21 protein-coding genes are annotated in these 25,983 nt (G+C 64.8%); 13 read left to right on the forward strand and 8 right to left on the reverse strand.

The features are described 5' to 3' along the window. The first annotated feature begins 73 nt into the window (after nt 1-73). Nucleotides 74-1,462: an MFS transporter gene (locus RX329_RS31360; RefSeq protein WP_018457152.1), complete on the forward strand. Its 1,389-nt coding sequence runs from the start codon at nt 74-76 to the stop codon at nt 1,460-1,462. A 4-nt stretch (nt 1,463-1,466) separates the two neighbouring features. Here RX329_RS31360 and RX329_RS31365 read toward each other — a convergent pair whose 3' ends face one another. Next, nucleotides 1,467-3,086: a B12-binding domain-containing radical SAM protein gene (locus RX329_RS31365; protein ID WP_018457153.1), complete on the reverse strand. Its 1,620-nt coding sequence runs from the start codon at nt 3,084-3,086 to the stop codon at nt 1,467-1,469. Between the two features lie 257 nt (nt 3,087-3,343). Between RX329_RS31365 and RX329_RS31370 the strand changes: the two genes are divergently transcribed. From RX329_RS31370 to RX329_RS31415, 10 genes are all read left to right on the forward strand, one after another. Continuing rightward, nucleotides 3,344-3,793, forward strand: a complete 450-nt coding sequence (locus RX329_RS31370; RefSeq protein WP_007594050.1) for a (2Fe-2S)-binding protein — start codon at nt 3,344-3,346, stop codon at nt 3,791-3,793. 11 nt (nt 3,794-3,804) lie between these two features. After that, nucleotides 3,805-5,991, forward strand: a complete 2,187-nt coding sequence (locus RX329_RS31375; RefSeq protein WP_085352085.1) for a xanthine dehydrogenase family protein molybdopterin-binding subunit — start codon at nt 3,805-3,807, stop codon at nt 5,989-5,991. Between the two features lie 54 nt (nt 5,992-6,045). Further along, a complete protein-coding gene (locus RX329_RS31380; RefSeq protein ID WP_018457155.1) occupies nt 6,046-7,317 on the forward strand; it encodes an NAD(P)/FAD-dependent oxidoreductase in 1,272 nt (423 codons plus the stop codon). After that, nucleotides 7,310-7,762, forward strand: a complete 453-nt coding sequence (gene soxX, locus RX329_RS31385; protein WP_085362234.1) for a sulfur oxidation c-type cytochrome SoxX — start codon at nt 7,310-7,312, stop codon at nt 7,760-7,762. The genes RX329_RS31380 and soxX overlap by 8 nt, the downstream gene beginning before the upstream one ends. Before the next feature lie 8 nt (nt 7,763-7,770). Continuing rightward, a complete protein-coding gene (locus tag RX329_RS31390; protein ID WP_026233314.1) occupies nt 7,771-8,238 on the forward strand; it encodes a SoxY-related AACIE arm protein in 468 nt (155 codons plus the stop codon). Further along, the gene (gene soxZ, locus RX329_RS31395) at nt 8,238-8,555 is read left to right on the forward strand and encodes a thiosulfate oxidation carrier complex protein SoxZ (RefSeq protein ID WP_018457158.1); all 318 of its coding nucleotides are present in this window, start codon (nt 8,238-8,240) and stop codon (nt 8,553-8,555) included. The genes RX329_RS31390 and soxZ overlap by 1 nt, the downstream gene beginning before the upstream one ends. Continuing rightward, nucleotides 8,552-9,331, forward strand: coding sequence for a sulfur oxidation c-type cytochrome SoxA (soxA, locus tag RX329_RS31400; protein WP_317244793.1), 780 nt, complete (start codon nt 8,552-8,554; stop codon nt 9,329-9,331). Before soxZ ends, soxA begins: the two co-directional genes overlap by 4 nt. A 78-nt stretch (nt 9,332-9,409) precedes the next feature. Further along, on the forward strand, nt 9,410-10,732 hold the full coding sequence (locus RX329_RS31405; protein ID WP_247296350.1) for an ABC transporter substrate-binding protein: 1,323 nt from the start codon (nt 9,410-9,412) through the stop codon (nt 10,730-10,732). After that, nucleotides 10,729-11,667 (forward strand): carbohydrate ABC transporter permease, encoded by a 939-nt coding sequence (locus RX329_RS31410; RefSeq protein ID WP_018457161.1) that lies wholly within the window; start codon nt 10,729-10,731, stop codon nt 11,665-11,667. The genes RX329_RS31405 and RX329_RS31410 overlap by 4 nt, the downstream gene beginning before the upstream one ends. Then, nucleotides 11,664-12,488, forward strand: a complete 825-nt coding sequence (locus RX329_RS31415; protein ID WP_204510551.1) for a carbohydrate ABC transporter permease — start codon at nt 11,664-11,666, stop codon at nt 12,486-12,488. Before RX329_RS31410 ends, RX329_RS31415 begins: the two co-directional genes overlap by 4 nt. Here the strand turns inward: RX329_RS31415 and RX329_RS31420 are convergent, their stop codons facing one another. The 3 genes from RX329_RS31420 to RX329_RS31430 all read right to left on the reverse strand — a co-directional run bounded on the left by RX329_RS31420 (nt 12,489) and on the right by RX329_RS31430 (nt 16,030). Then, the gene (locus RX329_RS31420; RefSeq protein ID WP_317244794.1) at nt 12,489-14,144 is read right to left on the reverse strand and encodes a regulator; all 1,656 of its coding nucleotides are present in this window, start codon (nt 14,142-14,144) and stop codon (nt 12,489-12,491) included. Nucleotides 14,145-14,154: 10 nt separating this feature from the next. Continuing rightward, nucleotides 14,155-14,856, reverse strand: a complete 702-nt coding sequence (locus RX329_RS31425) for a cysteine hydrolase family protein (RefSeq protein WP_247296342.1) — start codon at nt 14,854-14,856, stop codon at nt 14,155-14,157. A 205-nt stretch (nt 14,857-15,061) separates the two neighbouring features. Continuing rightward, nucleotides 15,062-16,030: a hypothetical protein gene (locus RX329_RS31430; protein WP_247296339.1), complete on the reverse strand. Its 969-nt coding sequence runs from the start codon at nt 16,028-16,030 to the stop codon at nt 15,062-15,064. A 176-nt stretch (nt 16,031-16,206) separates the two neighbouring features. Between RX329_RS31430 and RX329_RS31435 the strand changes: the two genes are divergently transcribed. Further along, entirely contained in the window at nt 16,207-19,683 is a 3,477-nt protein-coding gene (locus tag RX329_RS31435) for an indolepyruvate ferredoxin oxidoreductase family protein (protein WP_247296336.1), read from the forward strand. A 205-nt stretch (nt 19,684-19,888) separates the two neighbouring features. Here RX329_RS31435 and RX329_RS31440 read toward each other — a convergent pair whose 3' ends face one another. From RX329_RS31440 to RX329_RS31455, 4 genes are all read right to left on the reverse strand, one after another. Further along, nucleotides 19,889-21,613 carry an FAD-dependent oxidoreductase gene (locus tag RX329_RS31440; RefSeq protein WP_085362228.1) on the reverse strand — a complete coding sequence of 575 codons (1,725 nt, stop codon included), beginning with the start codon at nt 21,611-21,613 and terminating at the stop codon, nt 19,889-19,891. A 59-nt stretch (nt 21,614-21,672) separates the two neighbouring features. Next, nucleotides 21,673-22,680 carry a S1C family serine protease gene (locus tag RX329_RS31445; RefSeq protein WP_247296333.1) on the reverse strand — a complete coding sequence of 336 codons (1,008 nt, stop codon included), beginning with the start codon at nt 22,678-22,680 and terminating at the stop codon, nt 21,673-21,675. A gap of 91 nt (nt 22,681-22,771) precedes the next feature. Next, a complete protein-coding gene (locus RX329_RS31450; protein WP_018457169.1) occupies nt 22,772-23,221 on the reverse strand; it encodes a hypothetical protein in 450 nt (149 codons plus the stop codon). Between the two features lie 7 nt (nt 23,222-23,228). Next, the gene (locus tag RX329_RS31455; protein WP_247296330.1) at nt 23,229-24,827 is read right to left on the reverse strand and encodes a GMC family oxidoreductase; all 1,599 of its coding nucleotides are present in this window, start codon (nt 24,825-24,827) and stop codon (nt 23,229-23,231) included. A gap of 196 nt (nt 24,828-25,023) precedes the next feature. On the opposite strand from RX329_RS31455, the gene RX329_RS31460 reads away from it, so the two are divergent. Beyond that, nucleotides 25,024-25,812 (forward strand): thermonuclease family protein, encoded by a 789-nt coding sequence (locus RX329_RS31460; RefSeq protein WP_247410246.1) that lies wholly within the window; start codon nt 25,024-25,026, stop codon nt 25,810-25,812. Nucleotides 25,813-25,983 lie beyond the last annotated feature (171 nt).

The following is a 25,983-nucleotide window of genomic DNA, read 5'->3' on the forward strand; positions in this document are numbered from 1 at the left end:
CTGTGGAAGGCGGCCGCGCCGTAGTACATGCCGAGTCCCCTGGAGCCGGCCGCCGGAGCAACGCGCTAACGCAATGACAATCACGTTACCCGCCGGCGCGCGCGAGCCCGACCACACCATTTCCGACGGCCTTCCAGCCGCACAGCGGCGCTGGGCCATTGCCGCGATCTTCACCGCGCTGGCGATGGCGTCGCTCGACACCGCGATCGCCAACATCGCGCTGCCCGCCATTGCCGGCGACCTGCATGTGAGCCCGGAGCAATCGGTCTGGGTGGTCAACGTCTACCAGATCGCGCTGGTGGCGACGTTGCTGCCGTTGGGAGCACTCGGCGAGATCGTCGGGCACCAGCGCATCTATCTCGGCGGCCTGATCCTGTTCACCATCGCCTCGCTGTTCTGCGCGGTGGCCTGGTCGCTGGAGAGCCTGCTGGTTGCGCGCACGCTGCAAGGGTTAGGTGCGAGCGGCATCATGAGCGTCAACACGGCGCTGGTGCGCTTCGTCTATCCCGGCCGGATGCTCGGCCGCGGCTTCGGCCACAACGCGCTGGTGGTCGCGACCGCCTTCACCTTTGGTCCCTCGATCGCTTCCGCTATCCTCGCGCTCGGCCCGTGGCCATGGCTGTTCGCCGTCAACATCCCGTTCGGCCTGGTCGCGATCGGCATCGGCTTTGCGATGCTGCCGAAGACGCCGCGCGCCGATCACGGCTTCGATTTTCTCGGCGCGGCCCTGGCGTCGGCCTGTCTCGGGCTGTTCATCACGGGCATCGGCAGTGCCGCGCACAATCTCTCACCGATGGTCGTGGGCATCGAGCTGGTCACTGCCCTCGCGCTCGGCTTCATCCTGACGCGCCGCCACGCCGACCATCCGGCGCCGATGCTGCCGATCGACCTGTTCAGCCGGCCGATGTTCGCGCTGTCGGCGGCGACCGCGGTGTGCTCGTTCGCAGTGCAGGGCCTCGCCTTCGTCTCGCTGCCGTTCTATTTCGAGGACGTGCTGGGGCGTTCGCAGGTCGAGACCGGCTTCTTCATGACCCCATGGCCGCTGGTGGTCGGCATCATGGCGCCGATCGCCGGGCGCCTCTCCGACCGGCACGCGGTCGGACTGCTCGGCGGCATCGGGCTCGTGCTGCTCGGCCTCGGCACGGCGCTGCTGGCGATGCTGCCTGCCAATCCTGCGATTCCCGACATCATCTGGCGGATGGTGATCTGTGGCATGGGATTCGGCTTCTTCCAGGCGCCGAACATGAAAGCGGTGATGTCGAGCGCGCCGCCACATCGCAGCGGCAGCGCCTCCGGCATCGTCGCCACCGCGCGCCTGACAGGGCAAACGACAGGGGCGGCGCTGGCCGCGCTCTGCTTCTCGCTGGCCGGTCACGACGGCGCAGTCGTGGCATTGGCACTCGGCGCCGGCTTCGCCGTACTCGGCAGCGTGATGAGCTTTTTGCGGCTGGCGGTGGAGTAGACGGTCAAGCCAGATGTCGGGCCGCCGTCACCTCGACTGTCGCGGCCGGAATGACAGTCTCCTCGTCGAGCGCAGCGAGGCGCTCATCGATGGCAGCGATGACCTTGCGCGAGAACGGCCCGAGATGCGCATAGGCAGCGATCATCTGCACGGCGATCCGCGCCGATGTTGTGTCGCGCTTGGCGCAGTTCATGAAGGTCTGCCACAGCGGCCCGCGCGCCTCGGGAAGGGCTGTGACCACCTTGTGCACCGTTTCCATCGCGCCGATCCGGGCACGGATATCGCCTTCCGCGAGCTCCTGGCGCTGGCGAGAGCGGTCGAGCAGCGTCATCAGTCGGTCGATACGCCTTGCATAGGCGGCCGGGCTGTAGATGTGCTCCAGCACGCGCTTGTAGTCCGTCAGAATGTCGCGCAATGGACGCACCGGATCGAAGTTGATCCCGGCGGTGCACTGATCCGCGCCGATGGTCGGCGCCAGGTCGTGGCCCGGATGCAACCGGCCTTCGCGCTCCAGGCGGCGCGTCAGCTGCGTGTTCGGCAAGGCATAGAGCAGGCCGACCATGCTGACCGGGATCGCCGCCTCTTCGATGAAGTCGATCATGGCATCCGCCATCGAGAGCTTCTCATTGTCGAAGCCGACGATGAAACCCGCGGTGACGAGCATGCCCGCGGCGTAGATCTTGTGGATGCTCTCGGCGATGTTGCGCCGCGTGTTCTGCTTCTTCCGCATGGCGACCAGCGTCGCCGGATCCGGACTTTCGATACCGACGAAGATGGCGAAGAAATTCGCCTGGCCCATCAGGTTCAGGAGCTCGGGATCGTCGGCCAGATTGACCGAGGCCTCAGTCGACAATTCAAAGGGATAGCCGTGAGCACGTTGCCATTCGGCCAGCTGGGGCAGGAACAGCCGCAACGACTTCTTGTTGCCGATGAAATTGTCGTCGACGAAGTCGAGATGGCCGCGGTAGCCCATGGCATAGAGCCTGTCGAGCTCGACCAGCATTTGCTCGTTCGTCTTGGTTCGCGGCACCCGGCCATAGAGCTCGATGATATCGCAGAACTCGCAGGTGAACGGGCAGCCGCGGGAATACTGCACACCGAGATAAAGGTAGTCCTCGAACTTCAGCAGATCGAAGCGCGGAACCGGCGTCTTGGTGACGTCGGCCTGGAATTTCGGCGCAATGAAGACGCCGGAGCGTGCGCCACTGTCCCAGGCCGCGACGAATTCGTGGAGAACGCTTTCGGCCTCTCCGAGCACCTGGAAGTCGGCCCTCTCATAGATATGGGGGCTCGAGGTGGGATCGGGACCGCCCACGACCACCGGCTTGCCCGCGGCACGGCAAATTTCGATCAGGCGCAGCGTGTCGGCCTGCTGCGGCATCATTCCGCCGGTGAAGACGACGTCGGCCCAGGAAAGATCCTCGTCGCTGAAGGATTCCGTGTTGCAATCGATCAGCCGGACCGTCCAGCTCTCGGGCAGCATCGCGGCAACGGTGATCAGCCCCAAAGGGGCCGCGGGCCGCTTCACACCCAACACTTTGCAGGATTCGCCAAAGCTCCAGAAGGACTCTGCCGAGAACAGCGGATAGAGCATCAGGACTTTGCAAGGCTGCGGTACGTTCATGGAACCCCTTTTTGGCTGATTCCACTGTAGCAGAGCATTCTCGACTTGCACCCTGCCAAAAGGGACAAACTGTCGCTCACGGTTCCGGGGGCGTCGGCGCGGAAGCCAGTAGACGTCGCTCCAAGCCGTGCCGCGGGCGCCCGGGGAAGGAATCCCCGCCGGTTACCCCTCGGACTATTGATTTGAACGTTTCCAATTTGCCGGACACATTGCGCCGCTGAGTCCAGTCGGTGGATTGGGCCAATCAGGGGACTGCGATGGCAAACCTAACAATCAACGGAAAAACCTTCACGCTCGACGTCGAGCCGGATACGCCCCTGCTCTGGGCCATCCGCGAGAATGCCGGCCTCACCGGCACCAAATATGGCTGCGGCATTGCACAATGCGGCGCCTGCACCGTTCACATCGACGGCGTCGCCACCCGCTCCTGCGGGGTTTCGGTCGGCGAAGCCGCAGGCAAGAAGATCACGACCATCGAAGGGCTCGCCTCCGGCAACGCGCTGCACAAGGTGCAGGAAGCCTGGATTGCCCAGGACGTTCCGCAATGCGGCTATTGCCAGAGCGGCATGATCATGGCGGTGGCGGCGCTGCTGAGCGAGAAGCCGAAGCCGACCGACGCCGACATCGACGAGGCCATCACCAATATCTGCCGCTGCGGCACCTTCCAGCAGGTGCGCGAAGCGATCCACACGATCGCAAGCGCGTAAGGAGCCGCCACATGAACAAGCATGTCTCTCCCAGGATGAACCGCCGTGCCTTCGTCATCGGCACCGCCGCGGTCGGCGCAGGTCTCGCAATCGGCCTCGATATCCCCTTCGGCGGTCCCGCCGTGGTCCGCGCGGCCGACGGCTCCCCGGAGATCGGCGCCTGGGTCGTGGTCAGGCCCGACGACACCGTCGTCATCCGCATCGCCCGCTCCGAAATGGGCCAGGGCTCCCTCACCGGCCTTGCCCAGCTCGTCGCCGAGGAACTCGAATGCGACTGGTCGAAGGTCTCGACCGAATATCCGACACCGGGCCAGAGCGTCGCCCGCAAGCGCGTCTGGGGCGATTTCTCGACCGGCGGCAGCCGCGGCATCCGCTCTTCGCAAGACTATGTCCGCAAGGGCGGTGCCACCGCACGCGTGATGCTGATCCAGGCCGCCGCCGAGGCGTGGAAAGTGCCGGCGTCCGAATGCACGGCCGCCAACAGCGTCATTACCCACACGCCGTCCGGCAAGACCACGACCTACGGCAAGGTCGCCGAGGCCGCGGCCAAGCTGACGCCGCCGGCCGAGGTCAAGCTGAAGGACCCCAAGGACTGGAAGCTGATCGGCAAGGGCGTGAAGCGGCTGGACACCGCCGAGAAGACCACCGGCACCATGGTCTACGGCATCGATGTCAAGCTGCCGGGCATGCTGAACGCCGCGATCAAGGATTGCCCGGTGTTCGGCGGCAAGCTGAAAAGCTATGACGAAGCCAAGATCACCGGCATGAAAGGCGTCAAGAAGGTCGTCAAGGTCGGCGACACCGCGGTCGCCGTCGTTGCCGACACCTGGTGGCACGCCAAGACCGCACTGGAGGCGCTGCCGATCGTCTGGGACGAGGGCGACAACGCCAAGGTCTCGAGCGAGTCGATCGCGAAATGGCTGACCGAGGGCCTCGATAACGGGCAGCCGGCCTATGTCGGCAACAAGAACGGCGACGCGAAGGCGGCGATTGCCGGTGCCGCCAAAAAAATCGAGGCCGTCTACAGCTATCCCTACCAGAACCACGCCACCATGGAGCCAATGAACGCCACGGCGCTCTACACGGCGGACAAATGCGAGGTCTGGTGCGGCACGCAGAATGGCGAGGCAGCCTTCGCGGCCACGTTGGAAGCGTCGGGCCTGCCGGCGGAGAAGTGCGACGTGCACAAGGTGATGCCGGGCGGCGGCTTCGGCCGGCGCGGCCAGACCGACTATGTCCGCCAGGCCGTCTTGATCGCCAAGGAGATGCCGGGCACGCCGATCAAGCTGTTGTGGTCGCGCGAAGAGGACATGGCGCACGGCAGATATCACCCGATCACCCAGTGCAAGATGACCGGCGCGTTCGATGCCGACAACAATCTGGTCGCGCTGCACTACCGCCTGTCCGGGCAATCGATCCTGTTCTCGCTCCGCCCCGAAGCGCTGCAGAACGGCATGGATCCGGCCGCATTCCAGGGCGTCGCCCAGTCCGGCGAAGCCGCGTTCGGTTACTCCGTGCCGAACCTCCTGGTCGAGCATGCGATGCGCAACCCGCACGTTCCGCCGGGCTTCTGGCGCGGCGTCAACGTCAATCACAACGCGATCTACATGGAATGCTTCATGGACGAGCTGGCCCAGGCCGCAGGCCAGGACCCGCTCGAATTCCGCCGCAAGCTGATGGGCAATCACCCCAAGCATCTGGCGGTGCTCAATGCCGTGGCCGAGAAGATCGGCTGGAGCACTCCGGCGCCACAGGGCATCTATCGCGGCATCGCGCAGGTGATGGGCTATGGCAGCTATGTCGCCGGCGCTGCCGAAATCTCGGTGACCGACGGCAACAAGATCAAGGTGCATCGCATCGTCGCCTCCACCGATCCCGGCTACGTCGTCAATCCGGCCCAGGTGGAGCGGCAGATCGCGGGGTCCTTCGTCTATGGCCTCTCCGCGCTGTTCTACGGCGGCTGCACCGTCAAGGACGGCAAGATCGAGCAGACCAACTTCGACACCTACAATTCGATGCGCATCAACGAGATGCCGAAGGTGGAGTCGGTGATGGTGCCGAGCGGCGGGTTCTGGGGCGGTGTCGGCGAGCCGACCATCGGCGTCGCGGCGCCGGCGGTGCTCAATGCGTACTTCGCGGCGACGGGCAAACGCATCCGTTCGGTGCCGCTGCGCGACCAGAACATCACCTTCGCCTGAGAAACGCCGCGGCGGCCGCAATCGCCGCCGCGGCACACTTTCCGGACAAGACTCATGAATGCGCCGGTGACACGGCGGGATGCCGTCCTCGGCATCGCCGCTGCGGCCACATCATTCGCCGCCCCTACGATCCTGCGCGCGCAATCGGCGGGCCGCGTCGTCGTGGTCGGCGGCGGCTTCGGTGGTGCGGCGTGCGCCCGCGCGCTGAAGCGCGCGCAGGCAAACTTGCAAGTCATCCTGATCGAACCCAGTACCGTCTTCACTTCCTGCCCGTTCAGCAACGAGGTGATCGCGGGTCTGCGCGAGATCGACGTGCAGCAGTTTGGCTATGACAAGGTCGCCGCCGAAGGCGTCACGGTGATCAGCCAAGCCGTAACCACAATCGAGCCGCAGCTGCGCAGCGTCGTGACGGCCGATGGCGTTGCGCTGCCCTATGATCGTCTCGTCCTCTCTCCCGGCATCGACTTCCATTTCGAGGCTCTGCCCGGCTACGACGACGCCACATCAGAAAAGATGCCGCATGCCTGGAAGGCCGGTGCGCAGACGCTATTGCTGCGTGGGCAGCTGGAGGCCATGCCGGACGGCGGCACTGTCGCCATTGCCATCCCCGCCAATCCCTCGCGCTGTCCGCCGGCGCCTTACGAGCGAGCCAGCCTGATCGCGCATTACCTGAAAACGACGAAGCCGCGCTCAAAGGTCTTGATTCTCGATGCCAAGGACACTTTCTCCCAGCAGCGGCTGTTCGAGAAGGCGTGGAAGGAGCTTTACGGGGACATGATCGAACGCATCGCTCTGTCGCAAGGCGGCCGCGTGACCTCGGTCGATCCTGCGACCAGGACCATCGTCACCGAATTCGGCAATTACACCCCCGACGTCGCCAACGTCATCCCGCCGCAGCGTGCCGGACGCATCGCTGAGGTCGCGGGCGCGGCGGATGCCACCGGCTGGTGCCCGATCGATCCCGTTACCTTCGAATCGAAACTTGTCCCGAACATCCACGTCATCGGCGATGCCTGCCTCGGCGGGGGCATTCCCAAATCGGCATCCGCGGCAAGCGCACAGGGCAAGGCCTGCGCTTCCGCGATCGTGAACCTCCTTGCCGGCCGCGCACCAGAAACGCCGCGACTGACAGGCGTGTGCTACAACATTGTCGCACCCGGCTACGGCTTTTCACTCGCGGGCAATTACCAGCCCAGGGGCGACATCTTCGCCGAGGTCGAGGGCGGAGCGACCAGCCCGGCCGATGCGCCGCGCGAATTGCGCGCCCGCGAGGCGACTGAAGCCGAGCGCTGGTTTCGAGCCATCACGGCGGACACCTTTGGCTAGAACATCGGTCCATATCGCAGCGCTGATCGCCGCCAGTTGCGCCTTCGCCTGCCATGCAGGGGCCGAGGAGCTCCGGCACTACAACGTCGCCGGCGACGGCATCGCGGAATCGCTCACCGGCGCGCCCGGCGATGCCGCGCGCGGGCGCGCGCTGGTGCTCGCGCGCACGACGACCTGCATCCTGTGCCATTCCGGCCCCTTCCCGGAGACCCGGTTCCAGGGCGACCTCGCGCCTGACCTCTCGGGTGCGGGGAACCGCTGGACGGTGAGCCAGTTGCGGCTTCGACTGGTCGATGCGGCGCGCTTCAACCCGAAGACCATCATGCCGTCCTATTATCGCACCGATCACCTCGTGCGGGTCGGGCGAAACTTCGTCGGCAAACCGATCTTGTCCGCCGCCGAGATCGAGGACATCGTGGCTTTCCTTGCAACGCTTCGGGACTAGGACTGTTCATGCCGACCACGCGACGACAATTCCTGAACCTTGCTGGAAGCGTGACGGTCGCCGGGACGCTCCCGATCGTCACGCTGCGGCCGCTCGAGGCGACACCGGCGATGCTCACCGCCGCGATCCGCAACGTCGTCGGCGAAGCACCTGTACGCTCCGGCAAGGTGAAGCTCGACATTCCGCCGCTGGTCGAGAACGGCAACACGGTGCCGCTGACCGTGAGCGTCGCGAGCCCGATGACGGCGGACGACTACGTCAAGAGCATCCACGTCTTCAACGAGAAGAACCCGCAGCCGAACATCGGCAACTTCCATCTCGGCCCCTCCTCCGGCCGCGCCCAGATCTCGACCCGGATTCGGCTCGCGGATACCCAGAAGGTGGTGGCGATCGCGCGTCTTTCCGACGACACGTTCTGGCAGGTCACGACGGAAATCGTCGTGACGCTGGCCGCCTGCACCGAGGAGATGAACTGATGGCCGCGCTCATCAACGTTCCCGCGAAAGCCAGACGCGGCGAAATCGTCGAGATCCGCACGTTGACCTCGCACATCATGGAAACCGGCTTCCGCCATACGGCGGACGGCGCGCTGGTGCCGCGCGACATCATCACGAGCTTCACGTGCCGCTACAACGGTACCGAGATTTTTCGCGCCGATCTCTTCCCCGCGATCGCGGCCAATCCCTATCTGTCGTTCTTCACGGTCGCGAAGGAGAGCGGCAAGTTCGAGTTCGAATGGATCGGCGACAACGGCTATTTGTCCAGCGCATCGGCGTCGATCACGGTCGAATGAGTGTTTGGCGCGCGATATCGGCCGCGGCGTTCCTCGCCACGGCCCCTGCCCTGCTCGCCGGCGAGATTCCGCCGGACGCGCGCCGCTCCGGCTATTCGTTCATGGGGCCCGACACCCGCGCGATGCAGGATGACGACACCTCAAATCCCGGCATGCTGTTCGTGCTCGACGGCGAGGCGTTGTGGACGAAGAAGACCGGCAGCGCCGACAAGGCCTGTGCGGATTGCCATGGCGATGCACGCGGCAGCATGAAAGGCGTCGCGGCGCGCTATCCGGCCTTCGACAAGGCGCTGGCGCGGCCCGTCACGCTCGACCAGCGCATCAATCTGTGCCGCAGCAATCATCAACAAGCACCGGCGCTCCCCTACGAAAGCCGCGACCTGCTGGCCCTGTCCGCCTTCGTCGCGCATCAATCGCGCGGCATCACGATCACGGCCGGCGACGATCCGCAATTGAAGCCATTCGTCGAGCAGGGCCGCGACCTCTTCATGCAGCGCGAAGGGCAGCTCAACCTTGCCTGCACCAATTGCCACCACGACAATTTCAACAACCGGCTTGCCGGCGCGCCGATCACGCAGGGACAGCCGACCGGCTATCCGCTTTATCGGCTGGAATGGCAGACGCTGGGATCGCTGGAGCGCCGGCTACGCAGTTGCATGACGGGTGTCCGCGCCCAGGCCTATGATTTCGGCGCGCCCGAGTTGGTCGCGCTCGAACTCTATCTGATGTCGCGAGCGCATGGCTTGCCGATGGAAACGCCGGCCGTGCGGCCCTGAATTCCGCAGATTAGGACTAGGCAGAAGCAGAACGGCCGCTAGTATCCGCCCAAATTGAGTCACAGGGAGGGACCTCAAGTGGTCAACCACAAAATCTCGCGTCGTACGCTCTTGACGGGCACTGCCGCAGCTGGCGCGCTCAGCCTGACGGGATTGCCGGCGCGTGCCGAGGTGAACTGGAAGAAATACGCGGGGACCAAGCTCGAGGTGATCCTCGCCAAGGGCCCCCGCGGCGACAACCTGCAAAAATACGTGAAGGAGTTCACCGAACTCACCGGCATCCAGGTCGAAGCGGAGCAGATTCCCGAGCAGCAGCAGCGCCAAAAGGTGGTGATCGAGTTCACCTCGGGACGGCCGAGCTTCGACGTCGTCCATCTCAGCTACCATGTGCAGAAGCGGCAATTCGAGAAGGCCGGCTGGCTCGCCGACTTGACGCCCTTCATGAAGGACCCGGCGCTCACCGCGCCCGATCTCGTCGAGGGCGACTTCTCGGCAGCCGGCCTGCAATACGCCAGGAACGACAAGGGCCAGATGCTGTCGCTGCCGTGGTCGGTCGATTATTTCATCCTCTACTACAACAAGGAGCTGTTCGAGAAGAAGGGCGTCACCGTTCCCAAGACCCTCGACGAGATGGCTGCGGCGGCCGAGAAGCTCACCGATACCAAGGAAGGCATCTACGGCTTTGTTGGGCGCGGCTTGCGCAACGCCAACATGGCGATGTGGAGCAACTTCTTCCTCAACTATGGCGGAGAATTCCTCGACGCCAAGGGCAACATCCTGACCGACGGTCCGGAAGCCATTGCGGCGACCAAGCTGTATCAGACGCTCCTGACGAAATCGGCACCCCCAGGCGTCGCCGGCTTCAACTGGATGGAGTCGATGGCCTCGTTCACCCAAGGCCGATCCGCGATGTGGATCGACGGCGTCGGCTGGGCGCCGCCGCTGGAAGATCCGGCCGCCTCGCGCGTCGTCGGCAAGGTCGGCTACACCGTCGTGCCCGCCGGCCCCAAGGGACAATATTCCTCGACCTATGGCGACGGCATCGGCGTTGCCGCTGCGAGCAAGAACAAGGAAGCCGCCTATCTGCTCTGCCAATGGGTGGTCTCGAAAACCCAGGGCGCGCGGCTGCTGCAGGCCGGCGGCGGCGTGCCGTTCCGCAACTCGATCCTTGGCGATCCCGAGGTCCAGAAGGGCGTCAAGACCAAGGAGTGGCTGCAATCGGTGATCGATTCCGGCAAGATCAGCAAGCTGGGCCTGCCCGTCGTGATTCCGGTCGCCGAATTCCGCGACATCGTCGGCGCCGCGGTCACCGCGACCCTGTCCGGCGCCGATCCTGCCGCCGAGCTGAAGAAGGCCAACGATCAGTACCGGCCGATCCTGGAGCGTAGCGAGAAGGCGTGAGTGCGTTGACACAATCGACTCCGGGCGCGGCACAGTCTGATGCCGCGCCGGAGAAGGAGTTGCGGCCGCCGTCCTACTGGCCGTTCGTGGTCCCGGCGCTGGTCGTCGTGATCGCGATCATCATCTTTCCGTGGGTCTTCACGATCTGGATGAGCCTGAACGAATGGAAGGTCGGCTCGTCGACCACCTTCGTTGGCTTGTCCAATTATCTGCGGTTGACGAGCGATCCCCGCTTCATTGAGGCCATCGGACATACACTGGTCTACACCGCACTCTCCGTGCTGCTGCCGCTCGTGCTCGGCACGTTTGCGGCCGTAGTGTTTCACCAGAAATTCCCTGGCCGCGGCTTTCTGCGCGGCGTCTTCATCATGCCGATGATGGCGACGCCGGTGGCGATCGCGCTGGTCTGGACCATGATGTTCCACCCGCAGCTCGGCGTACTGAACTATCTGCTGTCACTGGTCGGAATCCCCGCGCAGCTCTGGGTATTCCATCCCGCGACCGTCATTCCCTCGCTGGTGCTGGTCGAGACCTGGCAATGGACGCCGCTGGTCATGCTGATCGTACTCGGCGGCCTGGCAGCGATCCCGACCGAGCCTTACGAAAGTGCACAGATCGACGGCGCCAGCATCTGGCAGGTGTTCCGCTTCATCACCCTGCCGCTGATCATGCCGTTCCTGTTCATCGCCGGCATGATCCGCATGATCGATGCCGTGAAGAGCTTCGACATCATTTTCGCGATCACGCAGGGCGGTCCGGGATCGGCGTCGGAGACGATCAACATCTATCTCTACAGCGTCGCCTTCTCCTATTACGACCTCGGCTACGGCTCGGCGATCGCGGTCGTGTTCTTCCTGCTGATCGTTCTGCTCGCGGCGGTGATGCTTTATGCACGCCAACGCATGCTGTGGACCGAGATCGCGAGCGGCACATGAGTCCAAGGCAAATCATCGGCAAGATCGGCCTGTGGTTCTCGGTGTTCCTCATCGTGTCGCCGGCGATCCTGTTCTTTCTCTGGATGCTGTCGCTGTCGCTCAAATTCGAGATCGACAACGCCGCCTACCCGCCGGTGTTCTTTCCCGAGCATGTCGCCTGGAAAAACTATGCCGACGTACTCGCCTCCAACCGCTTTCTGACCTATTTCATCAACAGCCTGATCGTCACCGGCAGTGCGACGCTGCTTGCCCTGCTCGTCGGCGTTCCCGCCGGCTACGGCATCGCACGCATGGCCGCGCATAAATCCGCGATCGTGATCCTGATCGCCCGCATCACGCCGGGCCTGTCCTATCTGATCCCGCTGTTTCTCATGTTCCAGTGGCTGGGACTGCTCGGCACGCTGGTGCCGCAGATCATCATCCACCTCGTGGTCACGGTGCCGATCGTGATCTGGATTATGATCGGCTATTTCGAGACGACGCCAATGGAGCTGGAAGAAGCAGCCCTCATCGACGGCGCCACGCGCTGGCAGGTCTTCCGCCATGTCGCGCTGCCGATCGCCAAGCCTGGCATCGCGGTCGCTTTCATTCTCGCCGTGATCTTCTCCTGGAACAACTTTGTCTTTGGCATCGTGCTGGCCGGACGCGAGACACGCACCTTGCCAGTCGCGGTCTACAACATGATCTCGTTCGACCAGTTGAGCTGGGGGCCGCTCGCGGCCGCCGCGCTGATCGTCACCCTTCCGGTGCTGCTGCTCACGGTGTTCGCCCAGCGACAGATCGTCGCCGGGCTCACCGCGGGTGCCGTCAAGGGCGGGTAGCTACTCCGCCGGTGCCGCGTGCATGTCCGCGTGCGGCATGTAGGACTCGCTCGCGCCGAGCCTGCTGGCCGCGAACAAACCGGCGGCCATCACGGCATAGGCGAACGCGACCGCGGGCGTGACGCCAAAGCCGCCGCCGATGCCGACGGCTTCGCCGTGCATGAAGCCGAAGTAGGTCAGGACCGCACCAACCAGCGCAAACGCCGAGGCCTTCTCGAAGTCGCGCTCGATGATGAAGACACCGATCGCACCCAGGATCAGGCCGCCGAGGATGGAGCCGCCGCCCATCACTTCGAGTCCGTGATAGAACACGCCCTGCTGAGGCAGTGCTGCGATCGCCGCAGCCTTGACCGCGTCGGCCTTGTCGGCGGCCATTCCGCCGACGGTCGCAGCCGCGTTCATGGTCGAGCCCAGCATGGTGTCGATCTGGAGCTTGGCCCAGGCGGCCAGATGCGGCGTCAGCGCCAGCACGATCGCGGGCGCGTGCTTGACCGGCGTGGTCTGGAACGCCTGCGCGCCGATCAGCATGCCGATATAGAGCAGGATGGGCGAGATCGCGACGACCGGGACCAGCGCCAGCAGCACCGAGATGATGCCGAACCAAGCCAGCACCACCACCATGATGCCGGTCGCAGCCGAGTAACCAATGCGGCCGCCCATCGCCTTCCAGCCGGGATGGCCGATATAGACGGCGTTGATGAAGGGATTGCCCATCAGGCAGCCAATCAGGCTGACGATTCCGTCGGCGGTGAGCACGCGCGTGGTCGGATATTCGTCGCCGGCGGCCTCCGCGCTCTCGACATTGTCCATGGCCTCGACGAGATCATAGATGCCGAACGGAATGGCGGTAACCAGAATGATTCCGAGGAATTCGAAACCGGAGAAGACGTAGCCTACCGCCGGGATCGGCACCGAGAAGCCGAAATTGGCAAAGGCATCACCGACGCCTTTGACGCTCAGTCCACCGAGACCGAGGCCGAACAGGTTCGAACCCCATGCGATGACCATGCCCACCGCGATCGCGACGAGACCGGCGGGAATGCCGCGCCAATATTTCACGCCACCGAACCAGCTCACCAGAATGATGGCGAAGCAGACCAGGCCGATCTGCGGCGTCATGTACATTTCGAGCGCCGGCCGCATCGAGATGAAGGTGACGGATACGCCGGCGAACGTACCGAGCAGCGCCGCGCGCGGCGTGATTTTTCGAATGAACGGCGCGATGAAGCCGCCGATCATCAGGATGAAGCTCTGGAAGAACACCCAGACCAGGCCCGCCGACCAGCCCTTGAGCGGATCGCCGGTCTTTATCGTGATCGGCAGCATGATCACGAAGGTGACGATGAACATGTGCGGTACGCTGACGCCTGACGGTAACGCACAGACGTCGTTGCGGCCGGTCTTCTGTGCCAGACGATAGGCGAGGAACGCGTAGTAGAAGGTGGAAAGGCACATCATCAACCCGAGTGCGGGAAGGATGCGGCCGAACACCAGTGAGTCGGGCATCTTCAGCACGAAGCGCAAGAGGCCTGTGAGCACCAGCATGTTGACGAGGATGTTGGTGCCGAAGCCGAAAAACGCGTTCCAGTCGCCCGGTGTCCATAGTGCTGGCTTGAACTCGGAGGTGCCGGCCGTCCCTGTCGTGCCTGTGCTCATCGTGATGCCCCTACGCTGATGTGGAAATCTTCATCGCCTCCAGAACCGCGGCTGAGCTTGCAACCCAGCCGAAGATGCCGCCCTGGGCCTTGATCATCTTCAGGCCCATCTCGTGAAATTCGGGAAAGTAGGATGCGCAGCCGTCCGAGATGACGACGCAGCGATAGCCGCGGTCGTTGGCCTCGCGCACGGTGGTGTTGACGCACACCTCGGTGGTGACGCCGCACACTAGCAGATTCTCGATGCCGTATTTCTCCAGCACGTCGGTGAGCTCGGTGGCGTAGAACGCGCCCTTGCCGGGCTTATCGATCACGATCTCGCTGTCGAGCGGATAGAGCTCCGGGATGATGTCGTGGCCCGCCTCGCCGCGAATGAGAATGCGTCCCATCGGACCAGGGTCGCCGATGCGAAGGGATGGCGCGCCGCGCTCGACCTTCGCCAGCGGCGCGTCGGAGAGATCGGGCAGATGGCCCTCGCGCGTGTGGATCACCAGCATGCCGGTCTCCCGCGCGGCCTTCAGCACCGCACCGATCGGCTTCACCGCGCGCGCGAGCTGGCTGACGTCGTTGCCGAGCGTCTCGCCGAAGCCGCCAGGCTCCATGAAGTCGCGCTGCATGTCGATGATGAGGAGCGCGGTAGCCGACCAGTCCAGCTTGACCGGCTCCGGTTCGGCGATGATGACACCCAATGTCGGCTTGGTTGAGTTCAACATGACTCAAGGCCCCCGCGAGAACTCTCGTTGCCCGGAGTTCTGCAAGCGCCGTGCCATTGTGTACAATGGCAATCGGGCGGACAGCGCGGGAAAATTTCCTGCGCCGTCAGAATGTTATGAGGAAAGCCGGGGTCTGCTTATTCGCTGTGCGGCGGCTTTTGCGACGTGCATTTGCCCAAAGGATGAGCGACAACGAAGCTCGCTTCTACCGGGCAGTATCTCCGTACAGCCGTCGATATTCTTCCTCATACGGCGCGTAAGAATCCTTCAGCGTCGCCATGTTCAGCAGCATGGTCGCCACCACCGAATTCGTCTTGTCGAACACGCGCGTCTTCACCCAGGCGCTCTCGGTGCGTCGGCTGCCGGAGAGCGCGACGACCTCGCGCTCGACTTCGTAGTCCTCGTCCACAAACAGCGGGCCCTTCACCAGCCTGATCTCCTGGTCGGCGAACAGGCCGACGGCCGGGCCCTTGGCCGGGAGAGGATCGTCCTTGGAGCGGTACTGGAACAGCACGCTCAGCATCTCCATCGGGATGATCGCCCTGCCCCACGGATTCGCAGAAGGATTGCCGGCGCCTGAATAATACGGCGAGGTCTCGGTGATGACGGCGAGCTTCTGCCGCAGCGAGAACGGATAGAGCTCGCCCATGATCTGGTCGAACGCCATCCGCACCGCCTGGCGCCGGCTCGTCTGCGCCACCTTCACGTCGCGCAGGATCACGGGATCAGTGAGCGGCTTGAGTTCGCCAAGACGCGCCTCCAGCGCGGTTGCGGCCTGCGGTTCTCCGACCGAGGCCGTGCCACGCAGCACCTCGGTGCCGTCACGTTTGACCATCTGGATCTGGCACTGGCTGGTGCCGGGCAGCGGCTTCGACAGGATCGCCTGCACCTCCTCGCCTTCGTAACAGACGCTGCGGTAATGCGCGGAGAGACAGCCGCTCTCGAACCAGACCTGTCCCCACAAACGCGCGCCGAGCGGAGCAAACTGGCTGAAATGGGTCGGGCCCTCGATGGTGCCGCCCTTGAAGCCGAGCTTCTGCGCGGTGGCGTCGTCGTGGATCGAGGCGTGCGCGTCGTAGGTTTGGGATTGCAGCATCTGACGCGGCTGACGCCACGGCCCGATCAGAGCGCCGTCGGTCTCCGTGATCTCGGTATCGAACACTTGTGCCGTCATGGTGTCCTCCGCAAGCAAGCCATGACTAGCAGGAGCGCCACGGATGCGGCCAGCGATATTGACTTCGCCTGTGCATGCCCTTGACTGTCACAATTCGCGTCGCGCAGCCGCTCCTCCCTCCCGCAGCGCAAACCCCAAGTCGAATAAGAGCCGACCAAGAGACGAGGACTTCCGAAATGACGCTGATGCAGGTCGAGCTGGACGACAAATACCGGCTCGAATCGAAGCGGATCTTCCTGTCCGGCACGCAGGCGCTGGTCCGGTTGCCCATGTTGCAGCGCGAACGCGATCGACTTCAGGGCCTCAACACCGGCGGCTTCATCTCGGGCTATCGGGGCTCCCCGCTCGGCATGTACGACCACGCGCTGTGGCGCGCGAAGTCATACCTCCAGCAGCACGACATTGCCTTCGTCCCCGGCCTTAATGAGGACCTAGCGGCGACCGCCGTCTGGGGCAGCCAGCAGGTCGGCCTGTTTCCCGGCGCCAAGGTCGATGGCGTGTTCGGCATCTGGTACGGCAAGGGGCCCGGCGTCGATCGCTCGGTTGACGCGCTCAAGCATGCGAATGCCGCCGGCACCTCGCTGAATGGCGGCGTACTCGCGCTTGCCGGCGACGACCATGGCTGCCAATCCTCGACACTGGCACACCAGAGCGAGCAGGTCTTCGCAGCGGCGCTGATCCCCGTGATCAACCCGGCGACGCTGCAGGATTATCTCGACCTCGGCCTTTACGGTTTTGCGCTGTCGCGCTTCTCCGGCTGCTGGGTCGGCTTCAAGGCGATCAGCGAAACCGTGGAGAGTTCGGCGTCGATCTACAGTGATCCCGAACGCATCCAGATTAAGCTCCCCGACGATTTCGAGATGCCGCCCGGCGGCCTCAACATCCGCTGGCCCGATCCGCCGCTGGACGCAGAGAGGCGCCTGTTCGGCCCGAAGATGGCGGCGGTGCAGGCCTTTGCGCGCGCCAACCAGCTCGACCGCATCGTGCTCGACTCCAGGCCGGCACGGCTCGGCATCGTCGCGACCGGTAAGGCTTATCTTGATCTGCGGCAGGCGCTGGCCGATCTGGGCATTTCCGACAAGGACGCGGAGGACCTTGGCCTGCGCATCTACAAGGTCGCGATGACCTGGCCGCTGGAAGAAAGCGGGGCCAAGCGCTTCGCCGAAGGGCTTCAGGACGTGCTGGTGGTCGAGGAGAAGCGCGGTTTCATCGAAGACCAGCTGATGCGCATCCTCTACAATATCGATGCGTCCAGGCGCCCAACCGTTACCGGGAAGCGCGACGAACGCGGCGCGCCGCTATTGCCGAGCGAGGGCGAGCTGACGCCGACCATCGTTGCATCCGCACTGGTGGCGCGGCTGCGCAAGCTCGGCCACCACAGCCCAGTGCTGGAGCAGCGCCTCGCCCGGCTCGAGGCCTTCGACACTCCTGTTCCGGCCTCCGGGCAAATCAAGCTCGCGCGCACGCCGTTCTTCTGCTCGGGTTGCCCGCACAACACCTCCACGCGCGTGCCCGAGGGAAGCCGAGCCATGGCCGGCATCGGTTGCCACGGCATGGCTCTGAGCATGCCGACGCGCCGCACCGATCTGATCTCGCATATGGGCGCCGAGGGCGTGAACTGGATAGGACAAGCGCCCTTCACGACCGAGCAGCACATTTTCCAGAATCTCGGCGACGGCACCTACACCCATTCCGGGCTGCTCGCCCTTCGCGCGGCATCGGCCGCCGGCATCAGCATCACCTACAAGATCCTCTACAACGACGCCGTCGCGATGACCGGCGGCCAGCCGGCCGAGGGCGGCTTCAACGTCGCCCAGATCGCGCATCAGGTCTGGGCCGAGGGCGTCAAGCGGCTCGCGATCGTCTCGGACGATCCGACCAAATACCCTGACACCAACTACTTCCCGCAAGGCGCGACCGTCCATCATCGCCGCGAGCTCGACGCCGTGCAGCGCGAGCTGCGCGACATCCAGGGTCTTACGGTCGTGATCTACGACCAGACCTGCGCCGCGGAAAAGCGCCGCCGCCGCAAGCGCGGGCTCTATCCGGATCCCGCCAAGCGCGCTTTCATCAACGAGCTCGTCTGCGAAGGTTGCGGCGATTGCTCGCAAGAGTCGAACTGCGTCTCGGTGCAGCCGCTGGAGACCGAGTTCGGCCGCAAGCGCCAGATCGACCAGTCGAACTGCAACAAGGACTTCTCCTGCGTCGAGGGTTTTTGCCCGAGCTTCGTCACCGTGCACGGCGGCACGCTCAAGCGGATCAAGACCTCGGCGGTGGATTCAGGCCAGTTGTTTGCCGACCTGCCGCTGCCACCCGCGCGTGAGCTGGACGCATCCTACAACATCCTCGTCACCGGCATCGGCGGCACCGGCGTCATCACCATCGGCGCGCTGCTCGGCATGGCCGCCCATGTCGACGGCCGCGGCTGCTCGGCGCTGGACTTCACCGGCCTGTCGCAGAAGAACGGCGCGGTGATGAGCCATGTGCGCATCGCCGCGAAGCCGGAAGACATCTCCGCGGTCCGGATCACGACGGGCGGCGCCGACGTCATCCTCGGCTGCGACATGATCGTCTCGGCCGGTCCCTCCGCGCTCAGTCGCGCCGAGCGCGGAACGACGAAAGCGTATATCAACGCCGACCTGCAGCCGACCGCGAGCTTCGTGCAAAACCCCGACCTCGATTTCGAGATGGGGACGATGCAGACCGTGCTGCGCGACGCCGTCGGCGACAAGAACCTCGACATCATCGATGCCACCGGCATTGCCTCGGCACTGATGGGCGATTCGATCGCGACAAATCCCTTCATGCTCGGCTTCGCCTTCCAGAAGGGCGCAATCCCGCTGTCGCTGGAAGCGCTGCTTCGCGCCATCGAGATCAACGGCGCCGCGATCGAAATGAACAAGCTCGCCTTCACCTGGGGACGCCTCGCCGCCCACGACATGTCGCGGGTGCGGAGCGTGCTGCAATTCAGGAGCCGAACCTCCGCGCCGACAAAGTCGCTCGACGACATCATCGCAACGCGCGCGGAGTTTTTGACCGGCTATCAGGACAGGGCCTACGCCGATCGCTACCTCGCCGCCGTCGCCAAGGTGCGCAAGGCGGAAGCAGCAACCTCGCCTGCTAGCACGGAGCTGACCGAGGCTGTCGCGAAAAACCTGTTCAAGCTGATGTCCTATAAGGACGAATACGAAGTCGCGCGGCTTTACACCGATGGCAGCTTCTCCAAGAAAGTCTCGGAGAAATTCGACGGCGACTTCAAGCTGAAGTTCTATCTGGCCCCGCCGATCTTCGCGCAGCGCGACAAGACGACGGGACACCTCCAGAAGAAGGAATTCGGCGGCTGGATGATTCACGCCTTCCGCCTCCTCGCCGGGCTGAAGTTCCTGCGTGGCGGCGCGTTCGACCCGTTCGGCCGCACCGAGGAGCGCCGCACCGAGCGGAAGCTGGTCGCGGATTATTTCGACATGATCGATCAGCGCATCGCCGGGCTGAAAGCGGAGCAGATCCCGCTGCTGACGAGGCTCGCGCGGCTGCCGGAGACGATCCGCGGCTTCGGGCATGTCAAGGAAGCCAACATCAAACTGGCGGCGGCGGAGAAGGCGCGGCTGGAAGCAGAACTGGAGAACAGCCGCTTTGCTGCGGCTGCGGAGTAGCGGAAGACTGGCGCTACATTCTCGGTGTCATCGCCCGCAAAGGCGGGCGATCCAGTACTCCGAGGCGGTTGTGATTAGTCCGATGGGCTGCGGCGTACTGGATGCCCCGCCTGCCGCCTACGCTAAAGCTTCGGCGCGCCCAGACTTCGACCTCGGCGAAGCCTTGGCGTAGCCGGGTCGCGGGGCATGACAGCGGTGGAAATGGCTAGACCAACGCTGTGGCCGCACTCGCCCCGGCCACACTCCCCTCCGCCAGATGCCTTCCTGCGATGTACCCGAACGTCAGTGCCGGTCCCAACGCGATCCCCGGCCCGGGACAATTGCCGTTCATGATCGAGCCCATGTCGTTGCCGCAGGCGTAGAGGCCCGCAACCGGCGTGCCGTCCTCGCGCAATACGCGCGCCTGGGCATCCACCTTCATGCCGATCGCCGTGCCGAGATCGGCCGGATAAATCCGCATCGCAAAGAACGGCGCGTAGAGGATGGGCGCGACGCAAGGGTTCGGCTTGTGGCTGATATCACCAAGGTGTCGCTGAGAGATGGTGCTGCCGCGACCGAACTCGGGATCGCGGCCGTCCTTCGCATCGGAATTGTAGTTTGCGATCGTCGCCGCGAGTATCGACGGCTTGATGCCGATCTTCGCTGCGACCTGCGCGATATCAGCGGCCTCGACCAACTCGCCGCTCGCCACATAGCGTCTGATATTGCGGGTGAACGGCTTGATGCGGCCTAGGCCGTAACTCCACAGGAACGGACGGTCGCAGATCAGATAGAACGGCCGGTCCGATTCGCCGTCACCGTCACGCAGCATCGCGAGCACGAACTCGTGGTAGGACAGCGCCTCGTTGGCGAAGCGCCGGCCGGCCGCATTGACCGCGATCACGCCGGGCTTGGCGCGGTCGGTCGCTGTATGCGGGAAAACACCACGGCTTCCATCGGCACGCCGGAACAGCGAGGCCGGCACCCAATAGGCCGGGCTCGTCGCATCCGTATTGAGCGCTGCGCCGGTTACAGTCGCGAGGCGGAGCCCGTCACCCGTGGCGGACGGGTGGGTCGCCGAGATGAATCCGGCAGCGGGTGGGAAGAAGCGCTTGCGCAAGGTTGCGTCGTGCGAAAAGCCGCCGGTCGCCAGCACCACACCGCGCCGCGCGGCGATCAGGCGATCGCGCGAGCCATGACGGATAATTACCCCGCCGACCCGCTCGCCCTGCGTGGACAGGCCTTCGACGTCCGCACTAAAGAGGATCTCAACCTGCCGGGCCAGCAGCGAGGCATACAGCCGTGCGGCGAGTGCGTTGCCAAGCTGCAGCGTCGTGCCGCGCGGGCCGCGCAGCCGCTGCCACGCATGCTCCGAAACCAGCCGCGCCGCGCGAAGAGTCGAGCGCAGCGATCTTCCGGCCCGGTGCAAATGCGGGATGTCGAGGCGGTTGACCATCATCCCGCCGAACAGCGTGAACTCCGGCACCGGCGCGCGCAGCCGCGCGAATGCGGCCCCCAGCCGCGTGCCGTCGAAGACGACCGGCTCGAGCACGCGCCCGCCCGGCGTCGCGCCCAATCGCTCCGGATAATAGTCCGGACACGCTTCCACCGGCTGGAGCCGCACTTGCGTGTTGGCTTCGAGATAGGTGACCGCCTCCGGTCCGCGCGCGAGGAAAGCGGCGCGGAGGCCCGCATTGGCGGGCTCCGGCACTGTGCTCGACAAATATTGCACGGCGTCCGTTACGCTATCGGAGAGCCCCGCCTCTTCCATCTTGGCATTGGCGGGAATCCAGACCGTGCCATCGGACCACGCGGTGGTGCCGCCGACGAAAGCGGTCTTCTCGATCACCAACACGCGCAGGCCTTCGGCGGCGGCGACGGCCGCGGCCGTCATGCCACCGGCACCGGCGCCGACGACGATGACATCGTAGGTCTCATGCGCCGGCATCATGCGGCGGGGTTCCCGAAGCGAGGCATGACACCGTCATACCCCGCTTAGGCGCCCACACGCTAGCGGGCCGGCTTGCGCTCGACCGGGTCGATATCGATCGCCCGCAGACGGCCGAGCCGCAGGACGTCCATGGCGAGCCGCCGGCCGATCCGGTCGCGGTCGAGCACACGGATCAGATCGTCGACGCCGTTGATCTCGACGCCGTCGAGGCCGATGACGACATCGCCGGACAACAGGCCCGCCTTCGCCGCCGGCCCGTCCGGCTCGATCTGCGCCAGCAGCGCGCCCATCTTGTTCTCGACACCCGCCAGCAACGCGTGCCGCCGCGGGATCGGCGCGGTCTGGCCGGCCACGCCGATATAGGCGCGACGGACATAGCCGTGGCGGATGATCTCCGACAGCACGAATTGCGCGGTGTTGCTGGCGACCGCGAAGCAGATGCCTTGCGCGCCGTTAATGATGGCGGTGTTGATGCCGATCACCTCGGCATTCGACGATACCAGCGGGCCACCGGAATTGCCGGGGTTGAGCGCAGCGTCGGTCTGGATCACGTCCTCGATGGTGCGGCCACTGACCGAGCGGATCGAACGCCCGAGCGCCGAGACCACGCCGGCGGTGACGGTCGATTCAAAGCCGAGCGGATTGCCGATCGCGATCACGAGCTGGCCCCGCCGCAAGGTCTTGGAGTTGCCGAGCGCCGCATAGGGCAAGTTCCTCACGCCATTGGCGCGAAGCAGCGCAAGATCAGTGTCGGGATCGACGCCGAGCACCCGGGCGTCGCCGACATGGCCCTCGACGTCGCGCAGCCGGATCTCCTTTGACGAGCCGACCACGTGGCTATTGGTGAGCACGAGCCCATCCGGCGAGATCACGATGCCCGAGCCGAGCCCGCCGCGCTCGCGGCCGTTCGGCACTTTTGGTCCGGTCTCGACGCGCACGACGGCCGGACCGACACGGTCGGTCACGTCGATCACGGCATTGGAATAGGCATCCAGCACGGCCCGGTCATCGACCGGGACAGATGCCGGCGTTCGCGATGACGATGCGTCAGAAGTAAAATCCAACATGATAGGAGTCCTTGGGGCTCACACAGATGGTGGCCTGCTCCGTGAGGCGCAAGGGACCCGTCCAAGGCGCAAGGCTGGACTGCCCAGGTGGCTAGGGCGCCCGTCGCAGCGTGCCGGCCCTTGCCTTGACCGGGTCGAGCAGCGACCAGTCGCCATCCGGCAGCACATGGCCCTTGGGAAAAGGTGCGCGCGGCTCGATCCCGAGCGAGCCCAGCACACGGTCGTCGCGGTAGTAGCATTGCAGCACCACACGGACGAGCGTCGCGGCAGCCGGGCCGCCATGCCTGCGAAACTCCTGCGCCACCGCATCGCGCCTGGCAGCATCGAGCTCGGCCAACGGTTGGCCAGCAAGCCGCGCCAGATGGTCGAGCGCCGCCACCACCAGTTTGCTGTCCCGTCCCAACGTCGCCAGCATGTCAGCCTGGATCGCGGGATCGTCGGCGCCAGGCACCTTGTACTCTTCGCTGGCGGGAACGATCATCGCGGCGATGGCTCGGAGGTCGTCGCGCTGGGCGCGTGTCAGTTGGTTGTCTGCGGACATGATGGCCTCAGTCGAAGAGATTGGCGAGGCGCTGCTTCATCTGGTCGGCGATGTAGAGCGCGAGGGCCTGGATGGTGGACGTTGGATTGACCCCGCCCGAGGTAACGAAGATGCTGCCGTCGACGATGAAGAGGTTTTTGACGTCGTGCGCGCGGCCCCATTCGTTGACTACGGAGCGTTCAGGGTCGGTGCCCATGCGTGCCGTGCCGAGCAGGTGCCAGCCGCCCCAGGGGATCGGCGAGTTGACGCAGATGTCGCTCGCCCCAGCGGTTTCGAGAATCTCCCGGCCCCGCGCCAGCGCATGCTCCATCATCTTCCGGCTGTTCTCGCTGATCGTGTAATTGATCTTCGGCGCGGGAATGCCGTGACCGTCCTTCAAGACCGGATCGAGCGTAACCTGGTTATGCTCCTCCGGGAGGTCCTCGCAAATCGCGGAAAAGCCGAGCCGGTGGCCGTTGAGCTTGCGGAAGACGTGGTGATGATCGGCGCCCCACGGCAAGATCCCCTTCTGCTCGCTCACGACAGCCTCGAACACCGGCCCGGCGCCGCGCACGAACTGGACGCCGTAACCGCGCACGAAGCCGCGCGACAGGTCCGTGTCATACCATTCCTTGCTCCACAGGCAGGTCGGCGGCGCGCGGTTGCTATCGGTCGGCTCCTTCACATACCCGTAGATCTGCGCATAGGGATGGAACATCAGGTTCTTGCCGACGAGGCCGGACGAATTGGCAAGCCCGTTCGGAAAGCGGTTCGATGCCGAATTCAGCAGCAGCCGCGGCGTGCCGACTCCGTTGCAGGCGATGATAACGACATGCGCCGGCTGAAACTGCTCGACGCCGTCCTTGTCGTAATAGACCACGCCGGTGGCCATGCCGCTCTCGTCGGTGGTAATCTCGCGCACACGGCAGTGAGTCCGCAGCTCGACGCCGGCGCGGACCGCGTGCGGCCAATAGGTGATGTCGGTCGAGGATTTGGCGCCTTGCGCGCAGGCCGGCGTGCAATGGCCGAGATTGATGCAGCGCGCGCGGCCCTCGTAGTCCATGGTCGCGACCGTCGTATCCGACGGCCACCAGTGCCAGCCAAGCTTGTTCATGGTCTTGCCGATGATCGCACCCGACAATCCCATCGGCTGTGGCGGCATCGGCGGATGCGTCAGCGGCGAGAGCGGGTCGCCCGACAGGCCGGACGTGCCCATCATCCGGTCGTTCTCTTCGAAGAACGGGGTCAGCGCCTCGTATTCGATCGGCCAGTCTTCGGCGACGCCGTCGAGCGTCCTCACCTTGAAATCGGAGGGATGCAACCGCGGCCAGTGCGCGGTGTACATCACCGTCGAGCCACCGACCGCATTGTAGTTGACGACCTTGATCGGCGAATTGTCGTCGTTGATCGGATAGTCCTCGGGCCGGCCGCGGACGTTGGGGCTTGACGACCACTCGCCGTAGAACTTGGCCTCCCAGTCCCGGCCCGTGCTGGGATATTCCGCCGGGTTCATCCAGCCGCCCTGCTCCAGGCAGAGAATATGCATTTTGGTCTCGGCCAGCGACCACGCCACCGCCGCGCCTGAAGCGCCGGCGCCGATGATCAGGACGTCCACGGGGTCATTCATCGCAAATTTTTCCTCCCTTCGCCGCTTCCCGGGCGATTCGGCCTCCGCTCCGCGAGGCCGGCGAACGATAGGATCAGAGCTGCGGCCGAGTAAAGCCGCGGGGCCGGAATGTCGCACTTCGCGGGGCGCAGACCATTGGTATCGCCACATCCGGATGCTAGGAACAAGGCGCACGAGCCATCGATAGCGAGACCTTATGTCCTTCCGAAAATCCTTTGCCAGCGCGCGCGCTTTTGCGTTCGTTTGCTTTCTCGCCCTGTCCGGATTTCTGGGCACCACCGGCCCCGGCTCCGCGTTGACGGCCACCGCGACGGTCCGCGACGGCAACGCCGTTCAGCTCGGCGACGTCACCTACCGCCTCGAGGGCATCGACGCACCCGAGCTGGACCAGGTCTGCATCGACGACCACGCCGATCCCTGGACCTGCGGCATCGAGGCCCGCGACCAGCTCGCCAAGCTGATTGGCAAGCGATCGGTGCGTTGCGACGATGTCGGACCGGAAAAGAGTTTTGGCAAGCGGCACCGCGCGATCTGCACGGCCGAAGGCGACAAGACCAGCTTGAACGAGCAGCTCGTCAAGCTGGGCTATGCCATCGCCCGCGAGCCGGTCAAGGCGAACGTCAAGTCGGCCGCGGCCGATGCGAAATCAACCTCGGCCGGAATTTGGAAGGGCTGCTTTGTTGCACCGCAAGAATTCCGCACCGGCAAGAAGGACGGCGCGCTCCTGGGCGCCGCCTGCCGCGCCGACCGCGACAAGGAGATTCGCGCGGTGTTGTTTCCCGAGGATCTGACGATGCCGCCGAGCTGTGGCATCAAGGGCAAGCTTGCGGTGCGCGCGCGCGTGACCGGCAATATCGGCATCTACCATTTACGGGGCTGCCCGAGCTACCCCGCGACCACCAAGCCGGACCGCTGGTTCTGCTCGGAGGACGACGCCCAGGCTGCGGGCTTCCGCAAGGCCTACAATTGCCGGCGGCCAAAATAGCGAAGCTCATCACGCAGCCGTGAGCGGCAGCCGGAGACAGTATTCATCCGGAATTGAACTCTATCGGGAGTTGCTGCATTTGTAAGCGTACGCGAGCGCTTTGCGCGAGCGTTTCCTTAGCGGCAATCCGGCTCCGGCCCGATTGCTTTGCTCGGGCGTTTCCTCCCTAGA

It is taken from the genome of Bradyrhizobium sp. BWC-3-1, from assembly GCF_032917965.1.
Lineage (GTDB): Bacteria > Pseudomonadota > Alphaproteobacteria > Rhizobiales > Xanthobacteraceae > Bradyrhizobium > Bradyrhizobium canariense_D.